This is a genomic window from Mycolicibacter nonchromogenicus, from assembly GCF_002101775.1.
GTDB classification, from domain to species: Bacteria; Actinomycetota; Actinomycetes; order Mycobacteriales; family Mycobacteriaceae; genus Mycobacterium; species Mycobacterium nonchromogenicum.
Genome location: NZ_LQPI01000031.1, coordinates 15,937 through 38,654 on the forward strand (window position 1 = coordinate 15,937; position 22,718 = coordinate 38,654).

20 protein-coding genes are annotated in these 22,718 nt (G+C 68.7%); 18 read left to right on the forward strand and 2 right to left on the reverse strand.

Annotation, left to right across the window (positions count from 1 at the left end; genetic code table 11):
• The first annotated feature begins 39 nt into the window (after window positions 1-39).
• The 4 genes from AWC18_RS05310 to AWC18_RS05325 all read left to right on the forward strand — a co-directional run bounded on the left by AWC18_RS05310 (window position 40) and on the right by AWC18_RS05325 (window position 5,275).
• Window positions 40-2,793: an aminotransferase class I/II-fold pyridoxal phosphate-dependent enzyme gene (locus AWC18_RS05310; protein ID WP_085138011.1), complete on the forward strand. Its 2,754-nt coding sequence runs from the start codon at window positions 40-42 to the stop codon at window positions 2,791-2,793.
• 68 nt (window positions 2,794-2,861) lie between these two features.
• Window positions 2,862-3,440, forward strand: coding sequence for a TetR/AcrR family transcriptional regulator (locus AWC18_RS05315; RefSeq protein WP_064996952.1), 579 nt, complete (start codon window positions 2,862-2,864; stop codon window positions 3,438-3,440).
• A 32-nt stretch (window positions 3,441-3,472) separates the two neighbouring features.
• A complete protein-coding gene (locus AWC18_RS05320) occupies window positions 3,473-4,633 on the forward strand; it encodes an acyl-CoA dehydrogenase family protein (protein ID WP_085138012.1) in 1,161 nt (386 codons plus the stop codon).
• 18 nt (window positions 4,634-4,651) lie between these two features.
• A complete protein-coding gene (locus AWC18_RS05325; protein WP_064996954.1) occupies window positions 4,652-5,275 on the forward strand; it encodes an NAD(P)H-dependent oxidoreductase in 624 nt (207 codons plus the stop codon).
• On the opposite strand, the gene AWC18_RS05330 is transcribed toward AWC18_RS05325, so the two are convergent.
• Both AWC18_RS05330 and AWC18_RS05335 read right to left on the reverse strand, forming a co-directional pair.
• The gene (locus AWC18_RS05330; protein WP_085138013.1) at window positions 5,272-6,471 is read right to left on the reverse strand and encodes a serine hydrolase domain-containing protein; all 1,200 of its coding nucleotides are present in this window, start codon (window positions 6,469-6,471) and stop codon (window positions 5,272-5,274) included. The genes AWC18_RS05325 and AWC18_RS05330 overlap by 4 nt on opposite strands.
• Window positions 6,472-6,624: 153 nt before the next feature.
• A complete protein-coding gene (locus AWC18_RS05335) occupies window positions 6,625-6,885 on the reverse strand; it encodes a DUF7199 family protein (RefSeq protein ID WP_085138014.1) in 261 nt (86 codons plus the stop codon).
• A 217-nt stretch (window positions 6,886-7,102) separates the two neighbouring features.
• Between AWC18_RS05335 and pyrR the strand changes: the two genes are divergently transcribed.
• The 14 genes from pyrR (at window position 7,103) to metK (ending at window position 22,648) form a co-directional block, all read left to right on the forward strand.
• On the forward strand, window positions 7,103-7,675 hold the full coding sequence (gene pyrR, locus AWC18_RS05340) for a bifunctional pyr operon transcriptional regulator/uracil phosphoribosyltransferase PyrR (RefSeq protein WP_064996957.1): 573 nt from the start codon (window positions 7,103-7,105) through the stop codon (window positions 7,673-7,675).
• Window positions 7,672-8,661 (forward strand): aspartate carbamoyltransferase catalytic subunit, encoded by a 990-nt coding sequence (locus tag AWC18_RS05345; RefSeq protein WP_085138015.1) that lies wholly within the window; start codon window positions 7,672-7,674, stop codon window positions 8,659-8,661. Before pyrR ends, AWC18_RS05345 begins: the two co-directional genes overlap by 4 nt.
• On the forward strand, window positions 8,658-9,950 hold the full coding sequence (locus AWC18_RS05350; protein WP_085138016.1) for a dihydroorotase: 1,293 nt from the start codon (window positions 8,658-8,660) through the stop codon (window positions 9,948-9,950). The genes AWC18_RS05345 and AWC18_RS05350 overlap by 4 nt, the downstream gene beginning before the upstream one ends.
• Window positions 9,947-10,453, forward strand: coding sequence for a PH-like domain-containing protein (locus tag AWC18_RS05355; protein ID WP_085138017.1), 507 nt, complete (start codon window positions 9,947-9,949; stop codon window positions 10,451-10,453). The genes AWC18_RS05350 and AWC18_RS05355 overlap by 4 nt, the downstream gene beginning before the upstream one ends.
• Window positions 10,454-10,534: 81 nt before the next feature.
• Window positions 10,535-11,659 (forward strand): glutamine-hydrolyzing carbamoyl-phosphate synthase small subunit, encoded by a 1,125-nt coding sequence (gene carA, locus AWC18_RS05360; RefSeq protein WP_208858321.1) that lies wholly within the window; start codon window positions 10,535-10,537, stop codon window positions 11,657-11,659.
• Window positions 11,659-15,000 (forward strand): carbamoyl-phosphate synthase large subunit, encoded by a 3,342-nt coding sequence (carB, locus tag AWC18_RS05365; RefSeq protein WP_085138018.1) that lies wholly within the window; start codon window positions 11,659-11,661, stop codon window positions 14,998-15,000. The genes carA and carB overlap by 1 nt, the downstream gene beginning before the upstream one ends.
• A gap of 2 nt (window positions 15,001-15,002) precedes the next feature.
• Window positions 15,003-15,836, forward strand: coding sequence for an orotidine-5'-phosphate decarboxylase (gene pyrF / locus AWC18_RS05370; protein WP_085138019.1), 834 nt, complete (start codon window positions 15,003-15,005; stop codon window positions 15,834-15,836).
• A gap of 736 nt (window positions 15,837-16,572) precedes the next feature.
• Complete coding sequence (gene mihF, locus AWC18_RS05375; RefSeq protein ID WP_003932123.1) at window positions 16,573-16,890, forward strand: integration host factor, actinobacterial type; 318 nt, start codon at window positions 16,573-16,575, stop codon at window positions 16,888-16,890.
• A 7-nt stretch (window positions 16,891-16,897) separates the two neighbouring features.
• A complete protein-coding gene (gmk, locus tag AWC18_RS05380) occupies window positions 16,898-17,500 on the forward strand; it encodes a guanylate kinase (protein ID WP_064996963.1) in 603 nt (200 codons plus the stop codon).
• A 66-nt stretch (window positions 17,501-17,566) separates the two neighbouring features.
• Window positions 17,567-17,887 (forward strand): DNA-directed RNA polymerase subunit omega, encoded by a 321-nt coding sequence (rpoZ, locus tag AWC18_RS05385; protein WP_064996964.1) that lies wholly within the window; start codon window positions 17,567-17,569, stop codon window positions 17,885-17,887.
• Between the two features lie 28 nt (window positions 17,888-17,915).
• Entirely contained in the window at window positions 17,916-19,166 is a 1,251-nt protein-coding gene (gene coaBC / locus AWC18_RS05390; RefSeq protein ID WP_064996965.1) for a bifunctional phosphopantothenoylcysteine decarboxylase/phosphopantothenate--cysteine ligase CoaBC, read from the forward strand.
• Window positions 19,167-19,269: 103 nt separating this feature from the next.
• Window positions 19,270-20,628, forward strand: coding sequence for a hydroxysqualene dehydroxylase HpnE (gene hpnE / locus AWC18_RS05395; RefSeq protein WP_085138020.1), 1,359 nt, complete (start codon window positions 19,270-19,272; stop codon window positions 20,626-20,628).
• A 26-nt stretch (window positions 20,629-20,654) separates the two neighbouring features.
• Window positions 20,655-21,239, forward strand: a complete 585-nt coding sequence (locus tag AWC18_RS05400) for a TetR/AcrR family transcriptional regulator (RefSeq protein WP_064996967.1) — start codon at window positions 20,655-20,657, stop codon at window positions 21,237-21,239.
• Between the two features lie 197 nt (window positions 21,240-21,436).
• A complete protein-coding gene (metK, locus tag AWC18_RS05405) occupies window positions 21,437-22,648 on the forward strand; it encodes a methionine adenosyltransferase (protein WP_064996968.1) in 1,212 nt (403 codons plus the stop codon).
• Window positions 22,649-22,718: the final 70 nt, after the last annotated feature.

The window sequence follows — 22,718 nt, forward strand, 5'->3', positions numbered from 1 at the left end:
CCCGCCCCGTCCCGAACCGACTCAGGCCACACTGACCCTATGGTCGAGGGCTGGGACGCACCGAATCGAAGACTGCGAGTATCGGCGTTGGCTGCGGTGGCCAATCCGTCGTATTCGCGCGTGGACACCTGGAACCTGCTCGACGACGCCTGCCGGCAACTGGCCGAGGCCAGCCGAGCCGGCCTGGACACCACCCATGAAGCCGCGCGGGTAAAGCGACTGCTCGACCGGCTCGGCGCCTACGAGCGGTACTGGCTGTTTCCCGGGGCGGCGAACCTGGCGACTTTTCGCGCCCACCTGGAGTCGATGGCCACGGTGTCGCTGACCGAGCGGGTGTCGCTGGTGGTGCGGCTGCTGTCGGACTACGGCGACCGGGCGGCGCTGTTCGATCTCGGTTCGCCGCTGTCGGACCAGGAACTGGTGGCCAAGGCCCGCCAGCAGCAGTTCTACACGGTGCTGCTGGCCGACGACTCGCCGCCGGATGTGCCGGAGAGCCTGGTGGAAAGCCTGCGCCGGCTGCGCAACCCCGACGACGATGTGCAGATCGAACTGCTGGTGGTCTCCAGCGTCGAGGACGCCGTCACCGCTGTCGCGCTCAACGGCGAGATCCAGGCCGCGATCGTGCGGCACGACCTGCCGCTGCGGTCACGAGACCGGGTGCCGCTGATGACCACCCTGCTGGGCGCCGATGACGACCCGACGGCCATCGACTGCGCCCGCGACGCCATCGAATGCGGTGAGTGGATGCGCCTGTTGCGGCCGCACATCGATCTGTACCTGCTCACCGACGAGTCGATCGCCGCCGACACCGAACACGAACCGGACGTCTATGACCGGACCTTCTACCGGCTCAACGACGTCACCGACCTGCACAGCACCGTGCTGGCCGGCATCCGGAAGCGCTACGCCACACCGTTTTTCGATGCGCTGCGCGCCTACGCCTCGGAGCCGGTGGGGCAGTTCCACGCGCTGCCGGTCGCACGTGGGGCCAGCATCTTCAACTCGCGATCGCTGCAGGACATGGGAGAGTTCTACGGCCGCAACATCTTTATGGCTGAGACCTCCTCCACCTCCGGCGGTCTCGACTCGTTGCTCGATCCGCACGGCACCATCCGGGTGGCGATGAACAAGGCTGCCAAGACCTGGAACGCCGACCACACCTACTTCGTCACCAACGGGACCTCGACGGCCAACAAGATCGTGGTACAGGCACTGACCCGGCCTGGGGACATCGTGCTCATCGACCGCAACTGCCACAAGTCGCATCATTACGGGCTGGTGCTCGCCGGGGCGTATCCGCTGTATCTGGACGCCTACCCGCTGGCGCCGTACGCGATCTACGGGGCGGTCGCATTGCGCACCATCAAGCGTGCCCTGTTGGACCTGGAGGCTGCCGGACAGCTGCACCGGGTGCGGATGCTGTTGCTGACCAACTGCACCTTTGACGGCGTCGTCTACAACCCCCGCCGGGTCATGGAGGAGATCCTGGCGATCAAGCCCGACATCTGTTTTCTGTGGGATGAGGCGTGGTACGCGTTTGCGACCGCGGTGCCGTGGGCCCGGCAACGCACTGCGATGGTCGCCGCCGAGGGCCTGGAGGCCAAATTGGGCTCGGCGCACTACGCCCAGGAATACCAGGCCTGGCACGACAGCATGGAAGGCATCGATCGCGACCAGTGGAGCGAGCACCGGTTGCTGCCGCACCCGTCGGCGCGGGTGCGGGTGTATGCGACCCACTCGACCCACAAGTCGCTGTCGGCGCTGCGGCAGGCGTCGATGATCCACGTCCGGGATCAGGACTTCAACGCGCTGGTCCGCGAGTCGTTCACCGAGGCGTTCTTGACCCACACGTCTACCTCGCCGAACCAGCAGCTGCTCGCCTCCTTGGACCTGGCCCGCCGACAGGTGGACATCGAGGGCTTCGACATGGTCCGGCGGGTCTACGACATGGCCTTGGTGTTCCGCCACCGGGTTCGCAAAGACCAGTTGATCAGCAAGTGGTTCCACATCCTCGACGAGAGCGACCTGGTGCCCGATCGTTTCCGGGAATCGACGGTCAGTTCCTACCGGCAGGTGCGTCAGGGGGCGCTGGCGGAATGGAACGAGGCCTGGCGGTCCGATGAATTCGTGCTCGACCCCACCCGGGTGACCCTCTACGTCGGGAAGACCGGGATGACCGGCTACGACTTCCGCGAGCGAATTCTCATGCAGCAGTACGGCATTCAAATAAACAAGACGTCCATCAACTCGGTGCTGCTGATCTTCACCATCGGCGTCACCTGGTCCAGCGTGCACTACCTGCTCGACGCGCTGCGCCGGGTCGCCGGCGACCTGGACCGGGCGTGGAACGCGGCCAGCACCGATGATCGCGCGCTGCAGCGCCGGCGGGTCGTCGAGATCACCGAGGATCTGCCCCCGCTGCCGGACTTCAGTGCGTTCGCGCCGGAGTTTCGTCCCGGCGGCACCAGCCCGATCGGCGACATGCGTTCGGCGTTCTACGGCGGTTACGAAGAGGCCGACCGCGAGCACGTGTTGCTGGGCGATGCCGGCCGCCGCGTCGCCGACGGTAAGACCCTGGTCTCCACCACGTTCGTCGTGCCGTACCCGCCCGGCTTCCCGGTGCTGGTTCCCGGTCAGGTGATCTCCAAGGAGATCCTGTACTTCCTGGCCGAACTCGACGTCAAAGAGATTCACGGCTACAACCCGGAGTTGGGGTTGGCGGTGTTCACCCCCGAGGCGCTGGCCCGCTACGGGCCGGCCCGCGATGTCGGCGACCAGCCTCACCGTCAATGACACCGACGGTGCGCGCGCATGCGCGTCGGGCGTTGCGACAAGCGGCCGGGTCACTACGCTGACTCGGCATGGCCACGTCGGAAGCAGTTGGCGGGTCGGGCGGCAATCCCCGGCTGTCCGTGCCGGACTGGGTGCAGGCCGGCTTTCGGATTCTGGCCGAGGACGGCGTCAAGGCGCTGACCATCGACCGGCTCTGCAAGCGGCTCGGGGTCACCAAGGGCAGCTTCTACTGGCATTTCGCCGACATGAAGGCCTACCGTCAGGCGCTGGTCGAGACCTGGGCCGCGGTACGCGACGCCGACCGCGGCGACTTCGATGCGCTGGCGGAACTGCCGCCGCGTGAACGACTCTCGCGCATGATGACCGCGCTGGTGGGCCCCGACCACTGGATGCTGGAACGGGCGATGCGGGAATGGGCGCGAACCGAGGACAGCGTCGCGGCCGCGGTGCGCAGCTCGGATCGGCGGGTGCTCGCAGCGGTCCGGCAGGCGTTTCTCGACGACGGCTTCGACGCCGACGAGGCCGACATGCGTGCCAACGCCACCTTCGCCGCGGGAATCGGGTTTCTGCATCTGGCGCCTAGGGCGCCGAGTCCACGAGCGGCGGGCCGGCGGGATCAGTTTCTGGACGTCATGCTGCGGCACTGACTCCATACCAAAAGGTATGGTACGGTCCGGGCATGGCAATCACGACGGCACCGGTGGTGACCGAGGAATTCATCTCCCGACTGGCCCAGCGCGCCGCCGAGGCCGAAGAGCTGCGCCGACTTCCCGCGGCCACCGTCGAGGACTTCCACGAGTCCGGGCTGGCCCGCCTGCTCCTGCCGGCACGCTACGGCGGGTGCCAGGCCGAGTTCCCCGCGATCCTCGACCCGGTCCGGCGGATGGCGCACGGCTGCGCGTCTAGCGCCTGGACGCTCGGGTTCTACGTGCTGCACAACTGGATGCTGGCGCTCTTCGGCGAGCAGGCCCAAGACGAGGTGTTCGCCTCCGGGCCGGTGCTGTGTCCGGCGCCGCTGGCGCCCACCGGGCGCGGCGTGCCCGACGGTGACGGCATCCGGCTGTCCGGGCGATGGTCCTGGGCGACCGGGGTGGCCGACGCCGACTGGATCATGGTCGGAGCGATCTGCGGACCCGACGATGCGCCCTACCCGGCGCTGGTGTTGCTGCCGGCGAGCGACATCCGCGTCGAGGACGTGTGGCACACCGCGGGCATGCGGGCCACCGGTTCGAACGACGTCGTCATCGAGGACGTGTTCGTCCCGTCGCACCGGCTGGTCACGGTCGTCGACATCTACTCCGGCACCGCCCCCGGTGCCGAGCTGCACGACGCCTCGGCGTACCGGTGGCCGATGGTTCCGGCGCTGGCCCTGGTCGCCGCGATGCCCGCCCTCGGGTCGGCGGAGTGGGTCGCCGACCTGTTCGCCGAACGCTTGGCCGGCCGGGTCCTGGCCTATTCCGGTGTCGCGCAGAAGAATCAGCCGGCCGCCCAGATCCGCCTCGGCGATGCACGGGTTCGGCTGCGCGCCCTGCGCGGCCTGCTCGACGACACCGTGGGCCGGATCCAAGACGCGGTGGACGCCCGGGAGCGCATCGGTCGTCCCGCACGCGCCGACGCCCGGGCGGCCGCCGCCCATATCGTGCACGAATCCCGCGCCGTGATCGCCGATCTGCTCGAAGCGTCCGGAGCCAGTGCGCAGTTCGTGACCAACCCGCTGCAGCGCGCCAAACGCGACGTCGACGTGATCTGCGGGCACGTAGTCTTCGACTACGACGTGGCACGCGAGTTGTCGGGAGCACTCGAGGTCGGCGTGAAGATCTCACCGATCTCGATGATCTGACCGACCCGAAGGACAGGCATGAAAACTCTGTGGGTGGAGGCGAGCCCGAAGCAGGAGCATTCGCTGTCTTCGGCGCTGACCCAGGCGTTCCTGGACGCCGCGCCCGCGGCAGCGGTCGGCGACGTCGAACGGTTCTCGGTGTGGACCGACGAGATGCTGGTGTTCGGGCGCGAGGCCGCGTTCGCCAAATTCGCCCCGCTCTACGGCGAACGCCGAACCCCCGAGCAGAAGCAGATCTGGTCGGACGTGCTGGCCGAGATCGAGCGGGTGCGCTCGTTCGATCGGCTGGTGGTGTCCTCGCCGATGTGGAATTGGCATGTGCCGCACGCACTGAAGGCCTGGATCGACGTCATCGTGCAGCCGATTGCGAGCTTCACCCTCAACGAGCGCGGCGAGCACGTGGGCACGTTGGGGGAGGGCAAGCCGCTGCACCTGATCTTGACCCGCTCCAGCGCCTACGACGGCGACCGCGCGGATCTGCAGGACTTTCAGCGCCCGTACCTTGAGTACGTGTTCACCATGCTGGGCTACAACGTGTCGACCCTGGTCTTCGAGCCCACCACGCGCTGGACCGCCGAAGAGCGCGCACAGATGCGCGACGCCGCACTGGAGAGGGCCCGCCTCGCGGGTGCGGATCTCTAGGACAGGGCGGCGTAGGTCCGGCGGACGAACTTCGGCTGCGCCACGCGCAGCTTGGCGATCGAGGTGTTGCCGGCGACTGCGGTAGCCATGTCGGCGGTCAGGGTCGGGGAGTTCTGGACCAGGTAGATCAGGATCAGGTCTTCGTCCGGATCCGCCTGCCACCAGGTGCCGTAGGCGCCCGGCCAGCCGAACGCTCCCGCACCACCCGGCCCGAACAGCGCTTGGGACTTCGCCGGGTCGGTCACCACCGACAGGTTGAGCCCGAACCCGCGCCCGACCCAGAACGGGGCCCCCAGGAACGGTTGCCGCTTCTGATCGTCGGTGAGACGGTCGGCGCGCATGGCCCGCGCCGATTCCGCGGAGAGCACCCGGGTGCCGTCGAACATGCCGTCGGCCAACAGCATCCGAGCGAAAGCCAGGTAGTCGTCGGCGGTGGACATCAAACCGCCCCCGGCGTTGGGAAACGCCGGCATCGTGATCGGCACCGGCCCCATCGCGTCATCGCGCAGCGTGTCACCGTCGACGCGGTACATGGTGGCACTGCGCCGCCGTGCCTCCGGCGTGACACAGAAACCGGTGTCGGTCATTCCCAACGGACCCAGGATCCGTTCCTCGATCACCTGGGGCAGTGGCCTGCCCTCGATCCGCGACAGCAGCACGCCCAGCACATCGGTGCCGTGGCCGTAGGTGACCCGCTCACCGGGCTGATCCACCAGGGGAAGCGCTGCCAGCGCGGTCAGCCAGGCCTCGGGCCCGCGCCCGAAGGGCAGCCGCTGGTACTCCCGCGCGATCGGGCCGGACACGGAGAATCCGTAGCCGATGCCGCAGCGGTGCGTCATCAGGTCCTCGACGGTCAGTGCCCGCCGTGCCGCGGTGGTGGATTCCAGCGAGCCGGTCGGGTCGACCAGCACCCGTGGCGCGGCGAACTCCGGCAACCAGTGTGCGATCGGGTCGGAAAGCCGCAGCCGGCCCTCATCGACTAGGGTCATCGCGGCGGCGACGGTGATCGGCTTGGTCATGGAGGCGATCCGGAAGATCGTGTCGCGCGTCATCGGCAGGCGGGCGCCGACATCGCGATGGCCGATCTCGTTGACCTGCAGCACCGAGCCGCGCTGCCAGACCAGCGTCACCACCCCGGCGAGCAGGCCGGTGTCGCAGGCCTCGCGCAGCGGCGCCTGATTGGGGTCGAGATTCACCCGGTCAGGTTAGCGGTTCCCCACCACTGGCCCCCACTACTGCACTACTGCGCGGGCGTGCGTGTTTGTACCCAACACGCCGTCATTGCGCGTACCTCCGCGCACGCTCGCCGGGGGTTTCTCGCCGGGGTTTCTCGCCGGGGGGTTGCTAGGTCACCAGCCGTGCCGCTCCCGGTCGATGTCCTCCTGACGGCGCTCCCAGGTGTCCTCGGTGCTCGCCGTGCCCCCGCCGGGGTCGCAGGTCGGTTGCTCCCCGCGCAGCACATGCCATCGCGAGTCCGCGTCGACGTTGCCGTTGGCGTGCTGGACGACGTGCTGCCTGCCCCGGTGCAGGCAGGACACGGCCTGCGCCTGCGGGGCCGGCATCAGCGCCAGCCCGCCGGCGATCAGCACCAGGGCGGCGGTTGCTCTCATTGACGGTTCTCTTTTCGCCGGGGGCCTCGATCGTACGAATCGGCCGGCCGTGGACCCGGGTCGGTATCGGTGTTGCGCTCTGCCTCCGTGGTGCGCGGTTACCGTCCGAGGGGACAGGCTGTTACCCTCGGAATCCGAGATTGCGGCGACGCAGTCTCCACAAAGCCCCTTTAATGATCCGTCCTGTGAGGCGGAGAAGGAGGTCCCGCGGTTTCGCATGGGCGCTGCCGGTAATTCCAGCACCGACCGGGAACTGATGTCCTCGGCGGATGTAGGTCGCACGGTTTCTCGTATCGCACATCAGATCATCGAGAAGACGGCTTTAGACGACCCCGACAGAGCCGATGCCCCGCGTGTCGTGCTGTTGGGTATCCCCACCCGCGGTGTCACCCTGGCCCAGCGATTGGCCGCCAAGATCCGCGAATTCTGCGGTGTCGAAGTCGGGCATGGTGCGCTGGACATCACCTTGTACCGCGACGACCTGATGCGTCAGCCCCCGCGGCCCCTGGAACCCACCTCGATCCCGGCGGGCGGTATCGACGACGCGTGCGTGATCCTGGTCGACGACGTGCTCTTCGCCGGCCGGTCGGTGCGGGCGGCGCTGGACGCGCTGCGCGACGTGGGCCGGCCCCGGATCGTGCAACTGGCCGTGCTGGTGGATCGCGGCCACCGCGAACTCCCGGTCCGCGCCGACTACGTCGGCAAGAACGTGCCGACCGCCCGCAATGAAAGCGTGCACGTCCTACTGGCCGAACATGACGGTCGCGACCAGGTGGTGATTACCCGATGAGCACCAGGCATCTGCTGGCGGCCGGCGACTTGAGCCGTGATGAGGCCGTCGCGATCCTCGACGACGCCGACCGCTTCGCTCAGGCTCTGGTCGGACGTGAGGTGAAAAAGCTGCCCACCCTGCGGGGCCGCACCGTGATCACCATGTTCTACGAGAACTCCACCCGCACCCGGGTCTCCTTCGAGGTGGCGGGCAAGTGGATGAGCGCCGACGTGATCAACGTGTCCGCATCGGGATCCTCGGTCAACAAGGGGGAGTCGCTGCGCGACACCGCGTTGACCCTGCGCGCCGCCGGCGCCGACGCGCTGATCATCCGCCACCCGTCGTCGGGCGCGGCGCACCTGCTGTCGGAGTGGACCGCGGGAGCTCTGCCCGCCGGCGCGACCGGCCCGGCGGTGATCAACGCCGGCGACGGCACCCATGAGCACCCCACGCAGGCGCTGCTCGACGCGCTGACGCTGCGCCAGCGCCTCGGCGGCATCGAGGGCCGCCGCGTGGTGATCGTCGGCGACATCGTGCACAGCCGGGTGGCCCGCTCCAACGTGAGCCTGCTGTCGACGCTGGGCGCCGAGGTGGTGCTGGTGGCCCCGCCGACTCTGCTGCCGGTCGGGGTGGCGGACTGGCCGGTGACGGTCTCGCATGACTTCGACGCCGAGCTGCCGGCGGCCGACGCGGTGCTGATGCTGCGGGTGCAGGCCGAACGGATGACCGGCGGATTCTTCCCGTCGACGCGGGAGTACTCGGTGCGCTACGGATTGAGCGAGAAGCGCCGCGCGGTGCTGCCCGACCACGCGGTGGTGCTGCACCCCGGGCCGATGCTGCGCGGCATGGAGATCTCCTCGTCGGTGGCCGACTCCTCCCAATCCGCGGTGTTGCAGCAGGTTTCCAACGGGGTACATGTGCGGATGGCGGTGTTGTTCCATCTGCTGGTGGGCAGCGAATCCGCGTCGGGCACCGGATCGGTTGGAGAGGAAGCAGCGTTGTGAGCGTGCTGATTCGGGGAGTTCGGTGTTACGGCGAAGGCGACCAGGTCGACGTCCTGGTCGAAGACGGCCAGATCGCGCAGATCGGCACCGGCCTGTCCGCTTCCGGCGGAACCGAGATCATCGACGCGCCGGGACAGGTATTGCTGCCGGGCTTCGTCGACCTGCACACCCACCTGCGGGAACCGGGACGCGAATACGCCGAGGACATTGAGACCGGCTCGGCGGCCGCGGCCCTGGGCGGCTACACCGCGGTGTTCGCGATGGCCAACACCGATCCGGTGGCCGACTCGCCGGTGGTCACCGACCACGTCTGGCAGCGCGGACAGCAGATCGGCCTGGTCGACGTACACCCGGTCGGCGCCGTCACGGTCGGACTCGGCGGTACGCAGCTGACCGAGATGGGCATGATGGCCGCCGGTACCGCGGGCGTCCGGATGTTCTCCGACGACGGGGTCTGTGTGGACGACCCGCTGGTGATGCGTCGCGCGCTGGAGTATGCGACCGGACTGGGGGTGTTGATCGCCCAGCACGCCGAGGAGCCGCGGCTGACTGTCGGCTCGGTGGCCCACGAGGGACCCAACGCCGCCCGGCTGGGCCTGGCCGGCTGGCCGCGCGTCGCCGAAGAGTCGATCGTGGCCCGCGACGTGCTGCTGGCCCGCGACGCCGGCGCCCGCCTGCACGTCTGCCATGCGTCCACCGCCGGAACGGTTGAGCTACTCAAATGGGCTAAGGCTCAAGGCATCTCGGTGACCGCCGAGGTCACCCCGCACCACCTGATGCTCGACGACAGCCGACTCGCCGCCTACGACGGCCGCAACCGGGTCAACCCGCCGCTGCGCGAGGCGTCCGATACCGAGGCGCTGCGTGCGGCCTTGGCCGAGGGGGTCATCGACTGTGTCGCCACCGACCACGCCCCGCACGCCGAACACGAGAAGACCTGCGAGTTCGCCGCGGCCCGGCCCGGCATGCTCGGCCTGCAGACCGCACTGTCGGTGGTGGTGGCCACCATGGTGCAGCCCGGCCTGCTGACCTGGCGTGACGTGGCCCGGGTGATGAGTGAGCGGCCGGCGCAGATCGTCGGCCTGCCCGACCAGGGGCGCCCGCTGGAGGTGGGCGAGCCGGCCAACCTGACCGTGATCGACCCCGACACCACCTGGGTGGTCGCCGGTGCGCAGCTGGCCAGCCGCTCGGACAACACTCCCTATGAAGAGATGACTCTGCCCGCGACGGTCACGGCGACCCTGCTGCGCGGCCGGATCACCGCCCGGGACGGGAAGAGTCCGGCATGAACACCCCCACGCTGATCGGCTCGCTGATCTTCGCTGTGGTGCTGGTGGTCCTGATCGGCGTGGTGATCCGGCTGATGATGCGCGGCTGGCGCCGACGCGGCCAGCTGCAGGACGCGCTGATCGGGACACTGCCGACGGTGCCCGACACGGTGGGCTCGCCGACGGTGGCCGCCACCCGCGGGCAGTATCTCGGTTGCACGCTGGCCCCGAAGTGGAACGACCGGGTGGTGGTCGGTGACCTGGGCTATCGCACCAAGGCGGTGCTGACCCGCTACCCCGAGGGAATCATGGTGCAGCGCAGTGGCGCCCGGCCGATCTGGATCCCGGCGGACTCGGTGATCGCGGTCCGCACCGAACGCGGCATCGCCGGGCGCACGATCCCAACCCGCAGCCACGACGGGGTGCTGGCGATCCGCTGGCGATTGCCGTCGGGCACCGAGATAGACACCGGCTTCCGCGCGGACGACCGCGCAGAGCACAGCCGGTGGGTAGAAGAACAGTGAAGACGACAGATGAACGCGCCACTGAACGATGCAGTGGGGGACCCCGTCAGGGGGACGCAGCGATGAACAGGAGTGGCGCAATTGAGTAACGCGCGAGCGGTGCTGGTTCTCGAGGACGGCCGGACGTTTACCGGAACACCGTTCGGGGCGGTGGGACAGACCCTGGGTGAGGCGGTGTTCTCCACCGGGATGTCCGGCTACCAGGAGACCCTGACCGACCCCAGTTACCACCGGCAGATCGTGGTGGCCACCGCCCCGCAGATCGGCAACACCGGCTGGAACCGCGAAGACGGGGAGAGCCGCGACGAAAAGATCTGGGTGGCGGGCTATGTCGTGCGCGACCCGTCGCCGCGGGCGTCGAACTGGCGGGCCACCGGCACGCTGGAGGACGAACTGGTCCGCCAGGGCATCGTCGGTGTCGCCGGCGTCGACACCCGTACCGTGGTGCGCCACCTGCGCAATCACGGCTCGATGAAAGCCGGGGTGTTCTCCGGTGACGCCCTGGCATCCCCGGAGGAGCTGCTGACCCGGGTGCTCGAGCAGCCGTCGATGCTCGGCGCCGACCTTGCCGGGCAGGTCAGCACCGGCACGGGATACGTGGTGGAACCCGAGGGCGCACACCGGTTCACCGTGGCCGCGCTGGACCTGGGCATCAAGACCAACACGCCCCGCAATTTCGCGCGGCGCGGAATCCGCAGCCATGTACTGCCCTCATCGGTGGATTTCGCGCAGATCGCCGACCTGAAGCCGGACGGGGTGTTCCTGTCCAACGGGCCCGGGGACCCGGCCACCGCAGAGGCCACGGTCGCGTTGACCCGCGAGGTGCTGGGCGCCGGAATCCCGCTGTTCGGAATCTGTTTCGGAAACCAGATCCTGGGCCGGGCACTGGGCCTGAGCACCTACAAGATGACGTTCGGCCACCGCGGCATCAACATTCCGGTGATCGACCATGCCACCGGCCGGGTGGCGGTGACCGCGCAGAACCACGGTTTTGCGCTGGAAGGCGAAGCAGGCCAGCGCTTTGACACCGACTTCGGCCCGGCGGTGGTCAGCCACACCTGCGCCAACGACGGAGTCGTCGAGGGCGTCAAGCTCGCCGACGGCCGCGCGTTCTCGGTGCAGTACCACCCGGAGGCCGCCGCCGGACCGCACGACGCGGAATACCTGTTCGACCAGTTCGTCGACCTGATGGCAGGGGAGAAGTAATGCCGCGCCGTACCGACCTGCGCCATGTTCTGGTGATCGGCTCCGGGCCGATCGTGATCGGACAGGCCTGCGAGTTCGACTATTCGGGAACCCAGGCCTGCCGGGTGCTCAAAGCCGAAGGCCTGCAGGTGAGTCTGGTCAACTCCAATCCGGCCACCATCATGACCGACCCCGAATACGCCGACAACACCTACGTCGAGCCCATCACCTGGGAATTCGTCGAGAAGGTGCTGGCGCAGCAGGCCGAGCGCGGCAACAAGGTCGACGCGCTGCTGGCCACCCTGGGCGGGCAGACCGCGCTGAACACCGCGGTGGCCCTGCACGAGCACGGGGTGCTGGAGCGCTACGGCGTCGAGCTGATCGGCGCCGACTTCGAGGCGATCCAGCGCGGTGAGGACCGCCAGCAGTTCAAGGACATCGTCGCCAAGGTCGGTGGCGAGTCGGCGCGTTCCCGGGTCTGCTACACCATGGCCGAGGTCGAGGAGACCGTCGCCGAACTCGGGCTGCCCGTCGTCGTCCGCCCCTCTTTCACCATGGGCGGTCTGGGGTCCGGGCTGGCGGCCAGCCTGGACGAGGTGGCGCGGATGGCCGGCGACGGCCTGGCCGCCTCACCCACGGCCAACGTCTTGATCGAGGAATCCATCTACGGGTGGAAGGAATTCGAGCTCGAGCTGATGCGCGACGGCAACGACAACGTCGTCGTGGTCTGCTCGATCGAGAACGTCGACCCGATGGGCGTGCACACCGGTGACTCGGTGACGGTCGCACCGGCGATGACGCTGACCGACCGGGAATACCAGCGGATGCGCGATCTGGGCATCGCGATCCTGCGCGAGGTCGGCGTCGACACCGGCGGCTGCAACATCCAGTTCGCGGTCAACCCCAAAGACGGCCGCCTCATCGTGATCGAGATGAACCCGCGGGTGTCGCGATCCAGTGCGCTGGCGTCGAAGGCGACCGGGTTCCCGATCGCCAAGATCGCCGCCAAGCTCGCGATCGGCTACACCCTCGACGAGATCATCAACGACATCACCAAGGAGACCCCGGCCTGCTTCGAGCCGGCGCTGGACTACGTCGTGGTCAAGGCGCCGCGTTTCGCGTTCGAGAAGTTCCCCGGCGCCGACCCGCGGCTGACCACCACCATGAAGTCGGTGGGCGAGGCGATGTCGTTGGGCCGCAACTTCATCGAATCGCTCGGCAAGGTGATGCGCTCGCTGGAGACCGATCGTGCCGGGTTCTGGACCAAACCCGACCCCGAGGGCACCGTCGACGACGTGTTGGCGCGGTTGAGGGTGCCCACCGAGGGCCGGCTCTACGACATCGAGCTGGCGCTGCGGCTGGGCGCCACCGTGGAGGCGGTCGCCGAGGCCTCCGGGGTGGACCCGTGGTTCGTCGAGCAGATCAACGGCCTGGTGGCGCTGCGCTCCGAACTCGTCGACACCCCGGTGCTCGACGCGGACCTGCTGCGCCGCTGCAAATACAGCGGCCTGTCGGACCACCAGATCGCGGTGCTGCGCCCGGAACTGGCCGGTGAAGACGGTGTGCGGCTGCTGCGGGAGCGGCTGGGCATTCACCCCGTGTTCAAGACGGTCGACACCTGCGCTGCGGAATTCGAATCCAAAACGCCGTATCACTACAGCACTTTCGAGCTCGACCCCGCCGCCGAGACCGAGGTGGCGCCCCAGGACGTCAAGCCCAAGGTGCTCATCCTCGGGTCGGGGCCCAACCGGATCGGCCAGGGCATCGAGTTCGACTACAGCTGCGTGCACGCCGCGATCACGTTGAGCCAGGCCGGGTTCGAGACGGTGATGATCAACTGCAACCCCGAGACGGTGTCCACCGACTACGACACCGCCGACCGGCTCTACTTCGAACCGCTGACGTTCGAGGATGTCCTCGAGGTGTACTACGCCGAACAGCAGTCCGGGCAGGGCGGCCCCGGGGTGGTCGGCGTGATCGTTCAGCTCGGCGGGCAGACCCCCTTGCGGCTGGCCCAACGGCTGGCCGACGCCGGCGTGCCGATCGTCGGCACCAGCCCGGAAGCCATCGACCTGGCCGAGGACCGCGGCGCCTTCGGCGACGTGCTGACCACGGCCGGCCTGCCGGCGCCGCGGTACGGCACCGCGACGACGTTCGAGCAGGCCAAGCGGATTGCCGCTGACATCGGCTATCCGGTCCTGGTGCGCCCGTCGTATGTGCTGGGCGGGCGGGGCATGGAGATCGTCTATGACGAAGAGACCCTGCACGGCTACATCACCCGGGCCACCCAGCTGTCACCGGAACACCCGGTGCTGGTCGACCGGTTCCTCGAAGACGCCATCGAGATCGACGTCGACGCGCTGTGCGACGGCACCGAGGTCTACATCGGCGGCATCATGGAGCACATCGAGGAGGCCGGCATCCACTCCGGTGACTCCGCGTGTGCGTTGCCGCCGGTGACACTGGGCCGCAGCGACATCGAGAAGGTCCGGCGTGCCACCGAGGCCATCGCGCACGGCGTCGGGGTGGTGGGCCTGCTCAATGTGCAGTTCGCCCTCAAAGATGACGTGCTCTACGTCCTGGAGGCCAATCCGCGGGCCAGTCGCACCGTTCCGTTCGTGTCCAAGGCCACCGCGGTGCCGCTGGCCAAGGCGTGCGCGCGAGTCATGCTGGGCGCCACCATCGCCGAGCTGCGTTCTGAGGGCCTGCTGGCGACGACGGGGGATGGGGCCAGCGTCGGCCCGAACGCCCCCATCGCGGTCAAGGAGGCCGTGCTGCCGTTCCACCGCTTCCGGCGCGCGGACGGCACGGGTATCGACTCGCTGCTGGGCCCCGAGATGAAGTCCACCGGTGAGGTGATGGGCATCGACCGCGATTTCGGCACCGCGTTCGCCAAGAGCCAGACCGCCGCCTACGGGTCGCTGCCGGCCCAGGGTGCCGTCTTCGTGTCGGTGGCCAACCACGACAAGCGCTCCCTGGTGTTCCCGGTCAAACGGCTCGCCGACTTGGGCTTCCGGGTCCTGGCGACCGAGGGGACTGCAGAGATGCTGCGCCGCAACGGGATTCCGTGCGACGTGGTGCGCAAGAATTTCGAGGAGCCCAACGAGCAGCGCCCGGCCCTGTCCGCGGTGGACGCGATCCGGGCCGGTGAGGTGGACCTGGTGATCAACACCCCCTACGGCAATTCCGGCCCGCGGGTGGACGGTTACGAGATCCGGGCGGCAGCGGTCAGCGTGAACATCCCCTGCATCACCACCGTCCAGGGTGCGGCCGCGGCCGTGCAGGGCATCGAGGCCGGCATCCGGGGCGATATCGGGGTGCGCTCCCTGCAGGAACTGCACAGCACCCTCGGCGGGCAGTAGCGGTGCCGGGGTTCGGCGCACGCCTGGCCGACGCGACGGCGGCCCGCGGGCCGCTGTGTCTGGGCATCGACCCGCACCCCGAGCTGCTGGCCTCCTGGGGCCTGTCCGCGACACCGGACGGGCTGGCGGCGTTCAGCGAGACGTGCGTGACGGCGTTCGCCGACTTCGCCGTCGTCAAGCCGCAGGTGGCGTTCTTCGAGGCGTACGGATCGGCGGGCTTCGCCGTGCTGGAACGCACCATCGCGGCGCTGCGCGAGGCCGGTGTCCTGGTGCTTGCCGACGCCAAGCGCGGTGACATCGGCTCGACCATGGCCGCCTATGCGGCGGCCTGGGCCGGGCAGTCGCCGTTGGCCGCCGACGCGGTGACCGCCTCGCCCTACCTGGGCTTCGGGTCGTTGCAGCCGTTGTTGGAGACGGCCGCGCAGCATCGGCGGGGAGTGTTCGTCTTAGCGGCCACCTCCAACCCGGAGGGCGCGAGCGTGCAGCGAGCGCAGGACGCGGACGGGCGCACCGTGGCGCAGGCGATCGTCGACGCTGCCGCGGAGGCCAATCGGGCCGAGGGCGCGGCGGGACTGGGCTCCATCGGGGTCGTGGTGGGTGCCACGCTGCGTGAGGTGCCCGATTTGAGCGCCTTGGGGGGTCCGGTGCTGGTGCCGGGCATCGGGGCCCAGGGCGGGCGTCCAGAGGCCCTTGCCGGGCTCGGAGGGGCCCCTGCGGGCACCTTGCTGCCGGCGGTCTCGCGCGAGGTGCTGCGGGCGGGCCCGGACGCCGGTGCGCTGCGCGCCGCGGCCGAGCGGCTGCGCGATGCCGTGGCCTACCTGGCCGCTGCTCAATAGTTCCTGCCCGCGGGGCCGATGAGGCCACAATTCCCGGCTATTTCTACCGCGGCGGCATCGCGGCGAAAATATTCCCAGTCATGTCCCCGGAAAGCCCCCCGGGTGGGCCGTCTACCTGGCCGGACCGGTGCGCGGCTGACCCACTGCGGCCGTTTCCCGACACAATCTCCTGAATTGTTGCTGTCAATCTGTCAGGTGGCAGTTTTCGGGGTTATCTCGGTGCCATTCGGGCCTTCGCAGAAACACAATGCGGGATTATCGGCCGACGAATCCGCGAGCATCCCGCCGCTCGTCAGCCGGGGTGCCGAGCGGCGCGCGGGACACGCTACGGGCTGTGGTGTCGGGCGTTCGACGCCGCACTCGACACGCCCGACACGCCGCGAGCTGGAAGTCGCCGGCCCGAATGGCCGGTCCACACCTCGAAGGCCGCTGCCGCGCCCGTGGCGCGGGCGCCCCATCCAGCCGGCGGGCAGAGGCAAAAGGCTAGTTCAGAGCTGCTTTTGGGGTCCGGCGGTCCGGGACTGTGGCTCGCCCGGGAACGCCAGACCGATCGTGGCGGACTCGCCTGGGACGGCGGCGCACCCAAACCCCATACGCTGGGCATTTGTAGCCGTAAACGGGGGGGTGGGGTTAGATTTCGTCAGACGGCGTGGGTACGGTCGTCGTCTCTGGCCGAAGTACCTGGCCGGGACAAGGAAAACATCGACGACGTCGATGATGACGAGACGGAGGAATCGTGGCCCTTCCCCAGTTGACCGACGAGCAGCGCGCCGCCGCGTTGGAGAAGGCGGCGGCCGCGCGTCGGGCCCGAGCGGAGCTCAAGGACCGGCTGAAGCGTGGCGGCACCAATCTCAAGCAGGTGCTCAAGGACGCCGAGACCGACGAGGTCCTCGGCAAGATGAAGGTGTCTGCACTGCTCGAGGCCCTGCCGAAGGTCGGCAAGGTCAAGGCGCAGGAGATCATGACCGAGCTGGAGATCGCCCCCACCCGCCGGCTGCGCGGCCTGGGCGACCGGCAGCGCAAGGCGCTGCTGGAGAAGTTCGACTTCTCCTGACCCGGCAGTGACTACCGGTGGAGGACCGGACAGCGGGCACGCGGGACGCGTCGTAGTGCTGTCCGGTCCATCCGCGGTCGGTAAGTCGAGCGTGGTCCGGTGCCTGCGCGAGCGGGTACCGGACCTGTATTTCAGTGTGTCGGCCACCACCCGGGCTCCCAGGCCCGGGGAGGTGGACGGCGTCGACTACCGATTTGTTTCGCCGGCGGAGTTCGACCGGCTCATCGAGAAAAACGAACTGCTGGAGTGGGCAGACATCCACGGCGGGCTGCAGCGCTCAGGTACCCCGGCGGCGCCCGTGATCGACGCCACCCGTGCCGGCCGGCCCGTTCTGATCGAGGTCGATCTGGCCGGAGCCCGGGCCATCAAGAAGGCGCTGCCGGAGGTGCTGACGGTGTTTCTGGCGCCGCCGGACTGGGAGACGCTGCAGGCCAGACTGGCCGGTCGGGGCACCGAATCGGAAGAGGTCATGCAACGCCGACTGGCCACCGCGCGTACGGAGTTGGCGGCGCAGGGAGACTTCGACGTGGTCGTGGTCAACAGTCGATTGGAAACAGCCTGCTCAGAATTGGTATCCTTGCTGGTGAACACCGCACCGGGCGCGGCCTGATTTACCCGGACGACAACCAGCAGGCGCGAACCGCCCCAGCCCAAGAGCTTCAGGAGATTGTCTTAAGTGAGTACTTCGCAGACCGGCTCGGCCGTGGCGACCGACGCTGACGAGTTCGACCCGGCGTTGATCGGCGGTTACGACACGCCTCTCGGCATCACCAACCCGCCCATCGACGAGCTCCTGCAGCGGGCCTCGAGCAAATACGCGTTGGTGATCTACGCGGCCAAGCGGGCGCGCCAGATCAACGACTACTACAACCAGCTCGGTGAGGGCATCCTCGAATACGTCGGGCCGCTGGTCGAGCCCGGCCTGCAGGAGAAGCCGCTGTCGATCGCGCTGCGCGAGATCCACGGCGACCTGCTCGAATACACCGAAGGCGAGTAGCCGAGCCGGGCAGGACGGGTCGTAGCCGGTGGGCCAGAAACGGGTCGTCGTCGGGGTCTCCGGGGGCATCGCCGCATACAAGGCGTGCACCGTGGTCCGGCAGCTGGCCGAGGCCGGGCATTCGGTTCGGGTCGTCCCGACCGAGTCCGCGCTGCGGTTCGTCGGGGCAGCAACCTTCGAGGCGCTGTCGGGCCAGCCGGTCGACACCGGGGTGTTCGACGACGTACCCCGCGTGCCCCACGTGGCGATCGGTCAGCAGGCTGACTTGGTGGTGGTGGCACCGGCCACCGCCGACCTGCTGGCACGCGCCGTCGCCGGCCGCGCCGACGACCTGCTGACCGCCACCCTGCTCACGGCACGCTGCCCGGTGCTGTTCGCCCCGGCCATGCACACCGAGATGTGGCAGCATCCGGCCACCGTCGCCAATGTGGCGACGCTGCGCGAACGCGGCGCGGTCGTTCTTGAGCCCGCATCGGGCCGGCTGACCGGCGCCGACACCGGCCCGGGCCGGCTGCCCGAGGCCGAAGAGATCAACACCTTCGCGTCGCTGCTGCTGGAGCGGGCCGACGCGCTGCCCTACGACCTGGCCGGGCAGAAGGTCCTGGTGACCGCGGGAGGCACCCGCGAGCCGATCGACCCGGTCCGCTTCATCGGCAACCGCAGTTCCGGCAAGCAGGGCTACGCGGTGGCCCGGGTGGCGGCACAGCGGGGTGCCGAGGTCACCCTGATCGCCGCGCACACAGCGGGGCTGATCGATCCGGCCGGAGTGCATGTGGTCCATGTCAGCTCGGCCCAACAGCTACACGATGCGGTGTCCAAGCACGCCCCCGAGGCGCATGTGCTGGTGATGGCCGCCGCCGTCGCCGACTTCCGCCCCGTCCGGGTGGCGCAGGCCAAGATCAAGAAGGGGCCGGGGGAGCACGACCAGGCCCCCACGATCGATCTGGTCCGCAATGAGGACGTGCTGGCCGGCGCGGTACGTGCCCGCGCCGATGGGCAGCTGCCCCATATGCGGGCCATCGTCGGCTTTGCCGCGGAGACCGGTGATGAGAACGGCGATGTGCTGTTCCATGCCCGGGCGAAGCTGCGCCGCAAGGGCTGTGACCTGTTGGTGGTCAACGCGGTCGGGGACGGTCGGGCGTTCGAGGTCGACCACAACGACGGATGGTTGCTGACCTCCGACGGTACCGAGTCCGCCCTGGAGTCGGGCTCCAAGACGCTGATGGCCAGCCGCATCGTGGACGCCATCGTCGCGTTCCTCGACAGCAACGGCGAATAGCCGGTCAAGCCGTCGTGCCGGCGTCGGCCGCGGATCACGTCGTTGACCGCGCATCGCCTCTGGGCTAACTTTCAGATCGTAAGTTAGTCGAGAGGGGTCGGGTATGGATGATCGTCGCTACGTGGTGATCGGCGGTGGCCTGGCAGGGCTGGCCGCAGCGGTCTGGTTGGCCGAGGCCGGTAAGAAGGTGACCCTGCTGGAGCGGCGCGGCCGCCTCGGGGGACGCACCCAGGCGATGCAGGTACAGGGCATCGCGGACCTCGCGGACAACGGACAGCACGTGATCGCCAGCGGCTACGATCACCTGTTTCGCTATCTGACCAGTGTCGGAACCCGATCGATGGTCGAATTTCCGACCGGGGGCACGCTGCGTTGGCCCGGCGGGTCCACCACCGCGTTGGTGACCCGCGGACTGGGTGCGGTGCGGACGCTGTTCGGCCCGCACCCCGATGCGAGCCTGTTCGAGCGGTTGCGCACCGCTGCGGCGACCCTGCGGCTGACCGGTGAGGCGCTGTTCCAGCCCGCCGATCTGCCTGATCTCAGCACCGACCAGTGGCTCCGCCGCGTCGGGATGCCCGCCCGGGCCCGGGAGGCGGTGTGGGACTGGCTGGCGCTCGGCATCGCCGCTGAGCCGGTGGACCGGGGTTCGGCCAAAGTCTTCGCCGACGTCCTTGCCACCGGCATCCGGCTCGGGTTGCGCCACCGCAGCGCGGTGACGATCGGCTACCCCACCACCGATCTCGACACGCTCTACATCTCCGGCGCGCTCGCCGTCTTCGACCGGCATGGCGTGGACGTGCGCTACCGGGCAGTTGCGCGGCGAATCGTGGTGGAGAACAACGCTGTTCGCGCCGTGCAGTTGGCAGACGGCAGCGAGGTGGCGGCCGATGCAGTGGTGTGCGCGGTGCCCAACTCCAACATCGCCGGCCTGTTCGACGATCTGCCCGAGCACGCCGAGATCTACGCCGCGGCAGAAAAGCTGCATTACACGCCGATCGTCAGCACCAACCTGTACTTGGACCGGCCGTTGGGCACCGAGGCGGCGATGGAATCGCTGATCGGGGGTACGGGCGTCATCGACGAGGTGTTCGACCGGCAGCGGATGCAGCGCCGCGATCCCAATGGCGCCTGGCTGTATTGCCTGACCACCAGCGGCGCCTACGAGCAGATTCACCGCACCAACGAGCAGATCGTGGACGAGCAGATGGACATGCTGCGCCGCTACTATCCGGCCGCGGCCGAGGCCAACGTGGTGGCCGCACAGGTGGTCAAAATGCCCAAGGCCACCTTCTCGCAGGTGGTGGGCACCGACGGACTGCGGCCGGATCAGCGGACGTCGGTGCCGAGCCTGGTGCTCGCCGGAGACTGGACCCGCACCGATTGGTCGGCGACCATGGAGAGCGCCGCGCAGAGCGCTGCCCGCGCCGTCGAACTACTACTCCAGTTGCCGGAATCGACGTGAGCACCCAGCCAGAGCCGAAGCGGCGGATGTCGGCGCAGGCGCGACGGACGCAGTTGCTCGACTACGCCCGCGACATCGTCGCCGCCGAGGGTTATGCCGCGGTGACCATCGAACGGGTGGCCCGTGCCGCGCAGGTCACCCGGACGGTGGTGTATCAGAACTTCGGTGATCTGGCCGGACTCATGACAGCGCTGCTGGACCGCGAATCGGCGATCGCGTTCGCCGGGATGCGCAGTGTCGAGGGGCCGCTCGGCGACGACCCGGACGCGATCGGGCGCGGCATCCTGGCGTATCTGCATGCGGCGCCCACCAGTTGGCGCATCATCCTCAGCCCTCCCGCCGGTGCCCCGCCGCAGGTGAAAGCGCGTACCGAGGCTGGCCGTCGCTATGCCCGAACCATCGCCGCGGGGCGGCTGTCCGGGCTGGCGGGCCACCCGATCGACGCCGACGGAGTGACGACGCGGCTGTTGTTGTCCGCACTGGAAGAACTGGCGCTGCTGCATCTCACCGATCCGCAAGCTCACCCGGACGAACTGGTGCTGACTTATCTGCGGTCACTGGTCGCCTGGGCGGTCCGGGTCGAAACGGCGACACCGGCGGCGGGACGGTAGAGTGGGCGCTCGCAGGGCCGAGTCGTTCAGGTTTCTCGTCGTGGGGGATGTTGTCGAGGAATGGACGCAGGGCAGCACAGCCACTACCCGGCCCTTGGTACCGGGCGATGCGCACCGGGCTGCCAGGCTCGCCCGAGGACTGCAAAGCTATATTTGCCCGAGCTAACTTTTGGATCCATTACCCGGAAGGCGACATTGTGAGCGAAAAGGGACGGCTGTTCACCAGTGAGTCGGTGACGGAGGGCCACCCCGACAAGATCTGTGACGCCATCAGCGACTCAGTGCTCGACGCTCTGCTCGCCGATGACCCCCGTTCACGTGTTGCGGTGGAAACCCTGGTCACCACCGGCCAGGTGCACGTGGTCGGTGAGGTGACGACCAACGCCCGTGAAGCGTTCGCCAACATCACCAACACGGTGCGCGAGCGCATCCTGGAGATCGGCTACGACTCTTCGGAGAAGGGCTTCGACGGCGCCAGCTGCGGCGTCAACATCGGGATCGGGGCACAGTCGCCGGACATCGCTCAGGGCGTCGACACCGCGCATGAAGCGCGTGTCGAGGGCGCGGCCGACCCGCTGGACTCCCAAGGCGCCGGCGACCAGGGTCTGATGTTCGGCTACGCGATCGCCGACACCCCGGAACTGATGCCGCTGCCCATCGCGCTGGCCCACCGGCTGTCGCGTCGGCTGACCGAGGTCCGCAAGAACGGCACGCTGGACTACCTGCGCCCCGACGGCAAGACCCAGGTCACCATCGAGTACGAAGACGACGTCCCGGTCCGGCTGGACACCGTGGTGATCTCCACCCAGCACGCCGAGGGTATTGACCTGGTCAACACCCTGGACCCGGATCTGCGGGAACACGTCATCAAAACGGTGCTCGACGAGCTCGCCCACGAGACGCTGGACTCCTCGTCGACGCGCGTGCTGATCAACCCGACCGGCAACTTCGTCGTCGGTGGGCCGATGGGCGACGCCGGCCTGACCGGACGCAAGATCATCGTCGACACCTACGGCGGCTGGGCCCGCCACGGCGGCGGCGCCTTCTCCGGCAAGGACCCGTCGAAGGTGGACCGCTCGGCCGCCTACGCGATGCGCTGGGTTGCCAAGAACATCGTCGCCGCGGGCTTGGCGCAGCGCGTCGAGGTCCAGGTGGCCTATGCCATCGGCAAGGCCGCGCCGGTCGGACTGTTCATCGAGACCTTCGGCACCGCCACCGTCGACCCGGTCAAGATCGAGAAGATCGTGCCCGAGGTCTTCGACCTGCGCCCGGGCGCGATCGTGCGTGACCTGGACCTGCTGCGTCCGATCTACGCACCCACCGCGGCCTACGGGCACTTCGGCCGCACCGACATCGAGCTGCCGTGGGAGCAGCTGGACAAGGTCGACGACCTCAAGCGCGCCATCTGATCCGGTTCCCACGCCGAGCAGACGCCAAAGCCCCCATTTCGGACCGAAATTGGGGGCTTTCGCGTCTGCT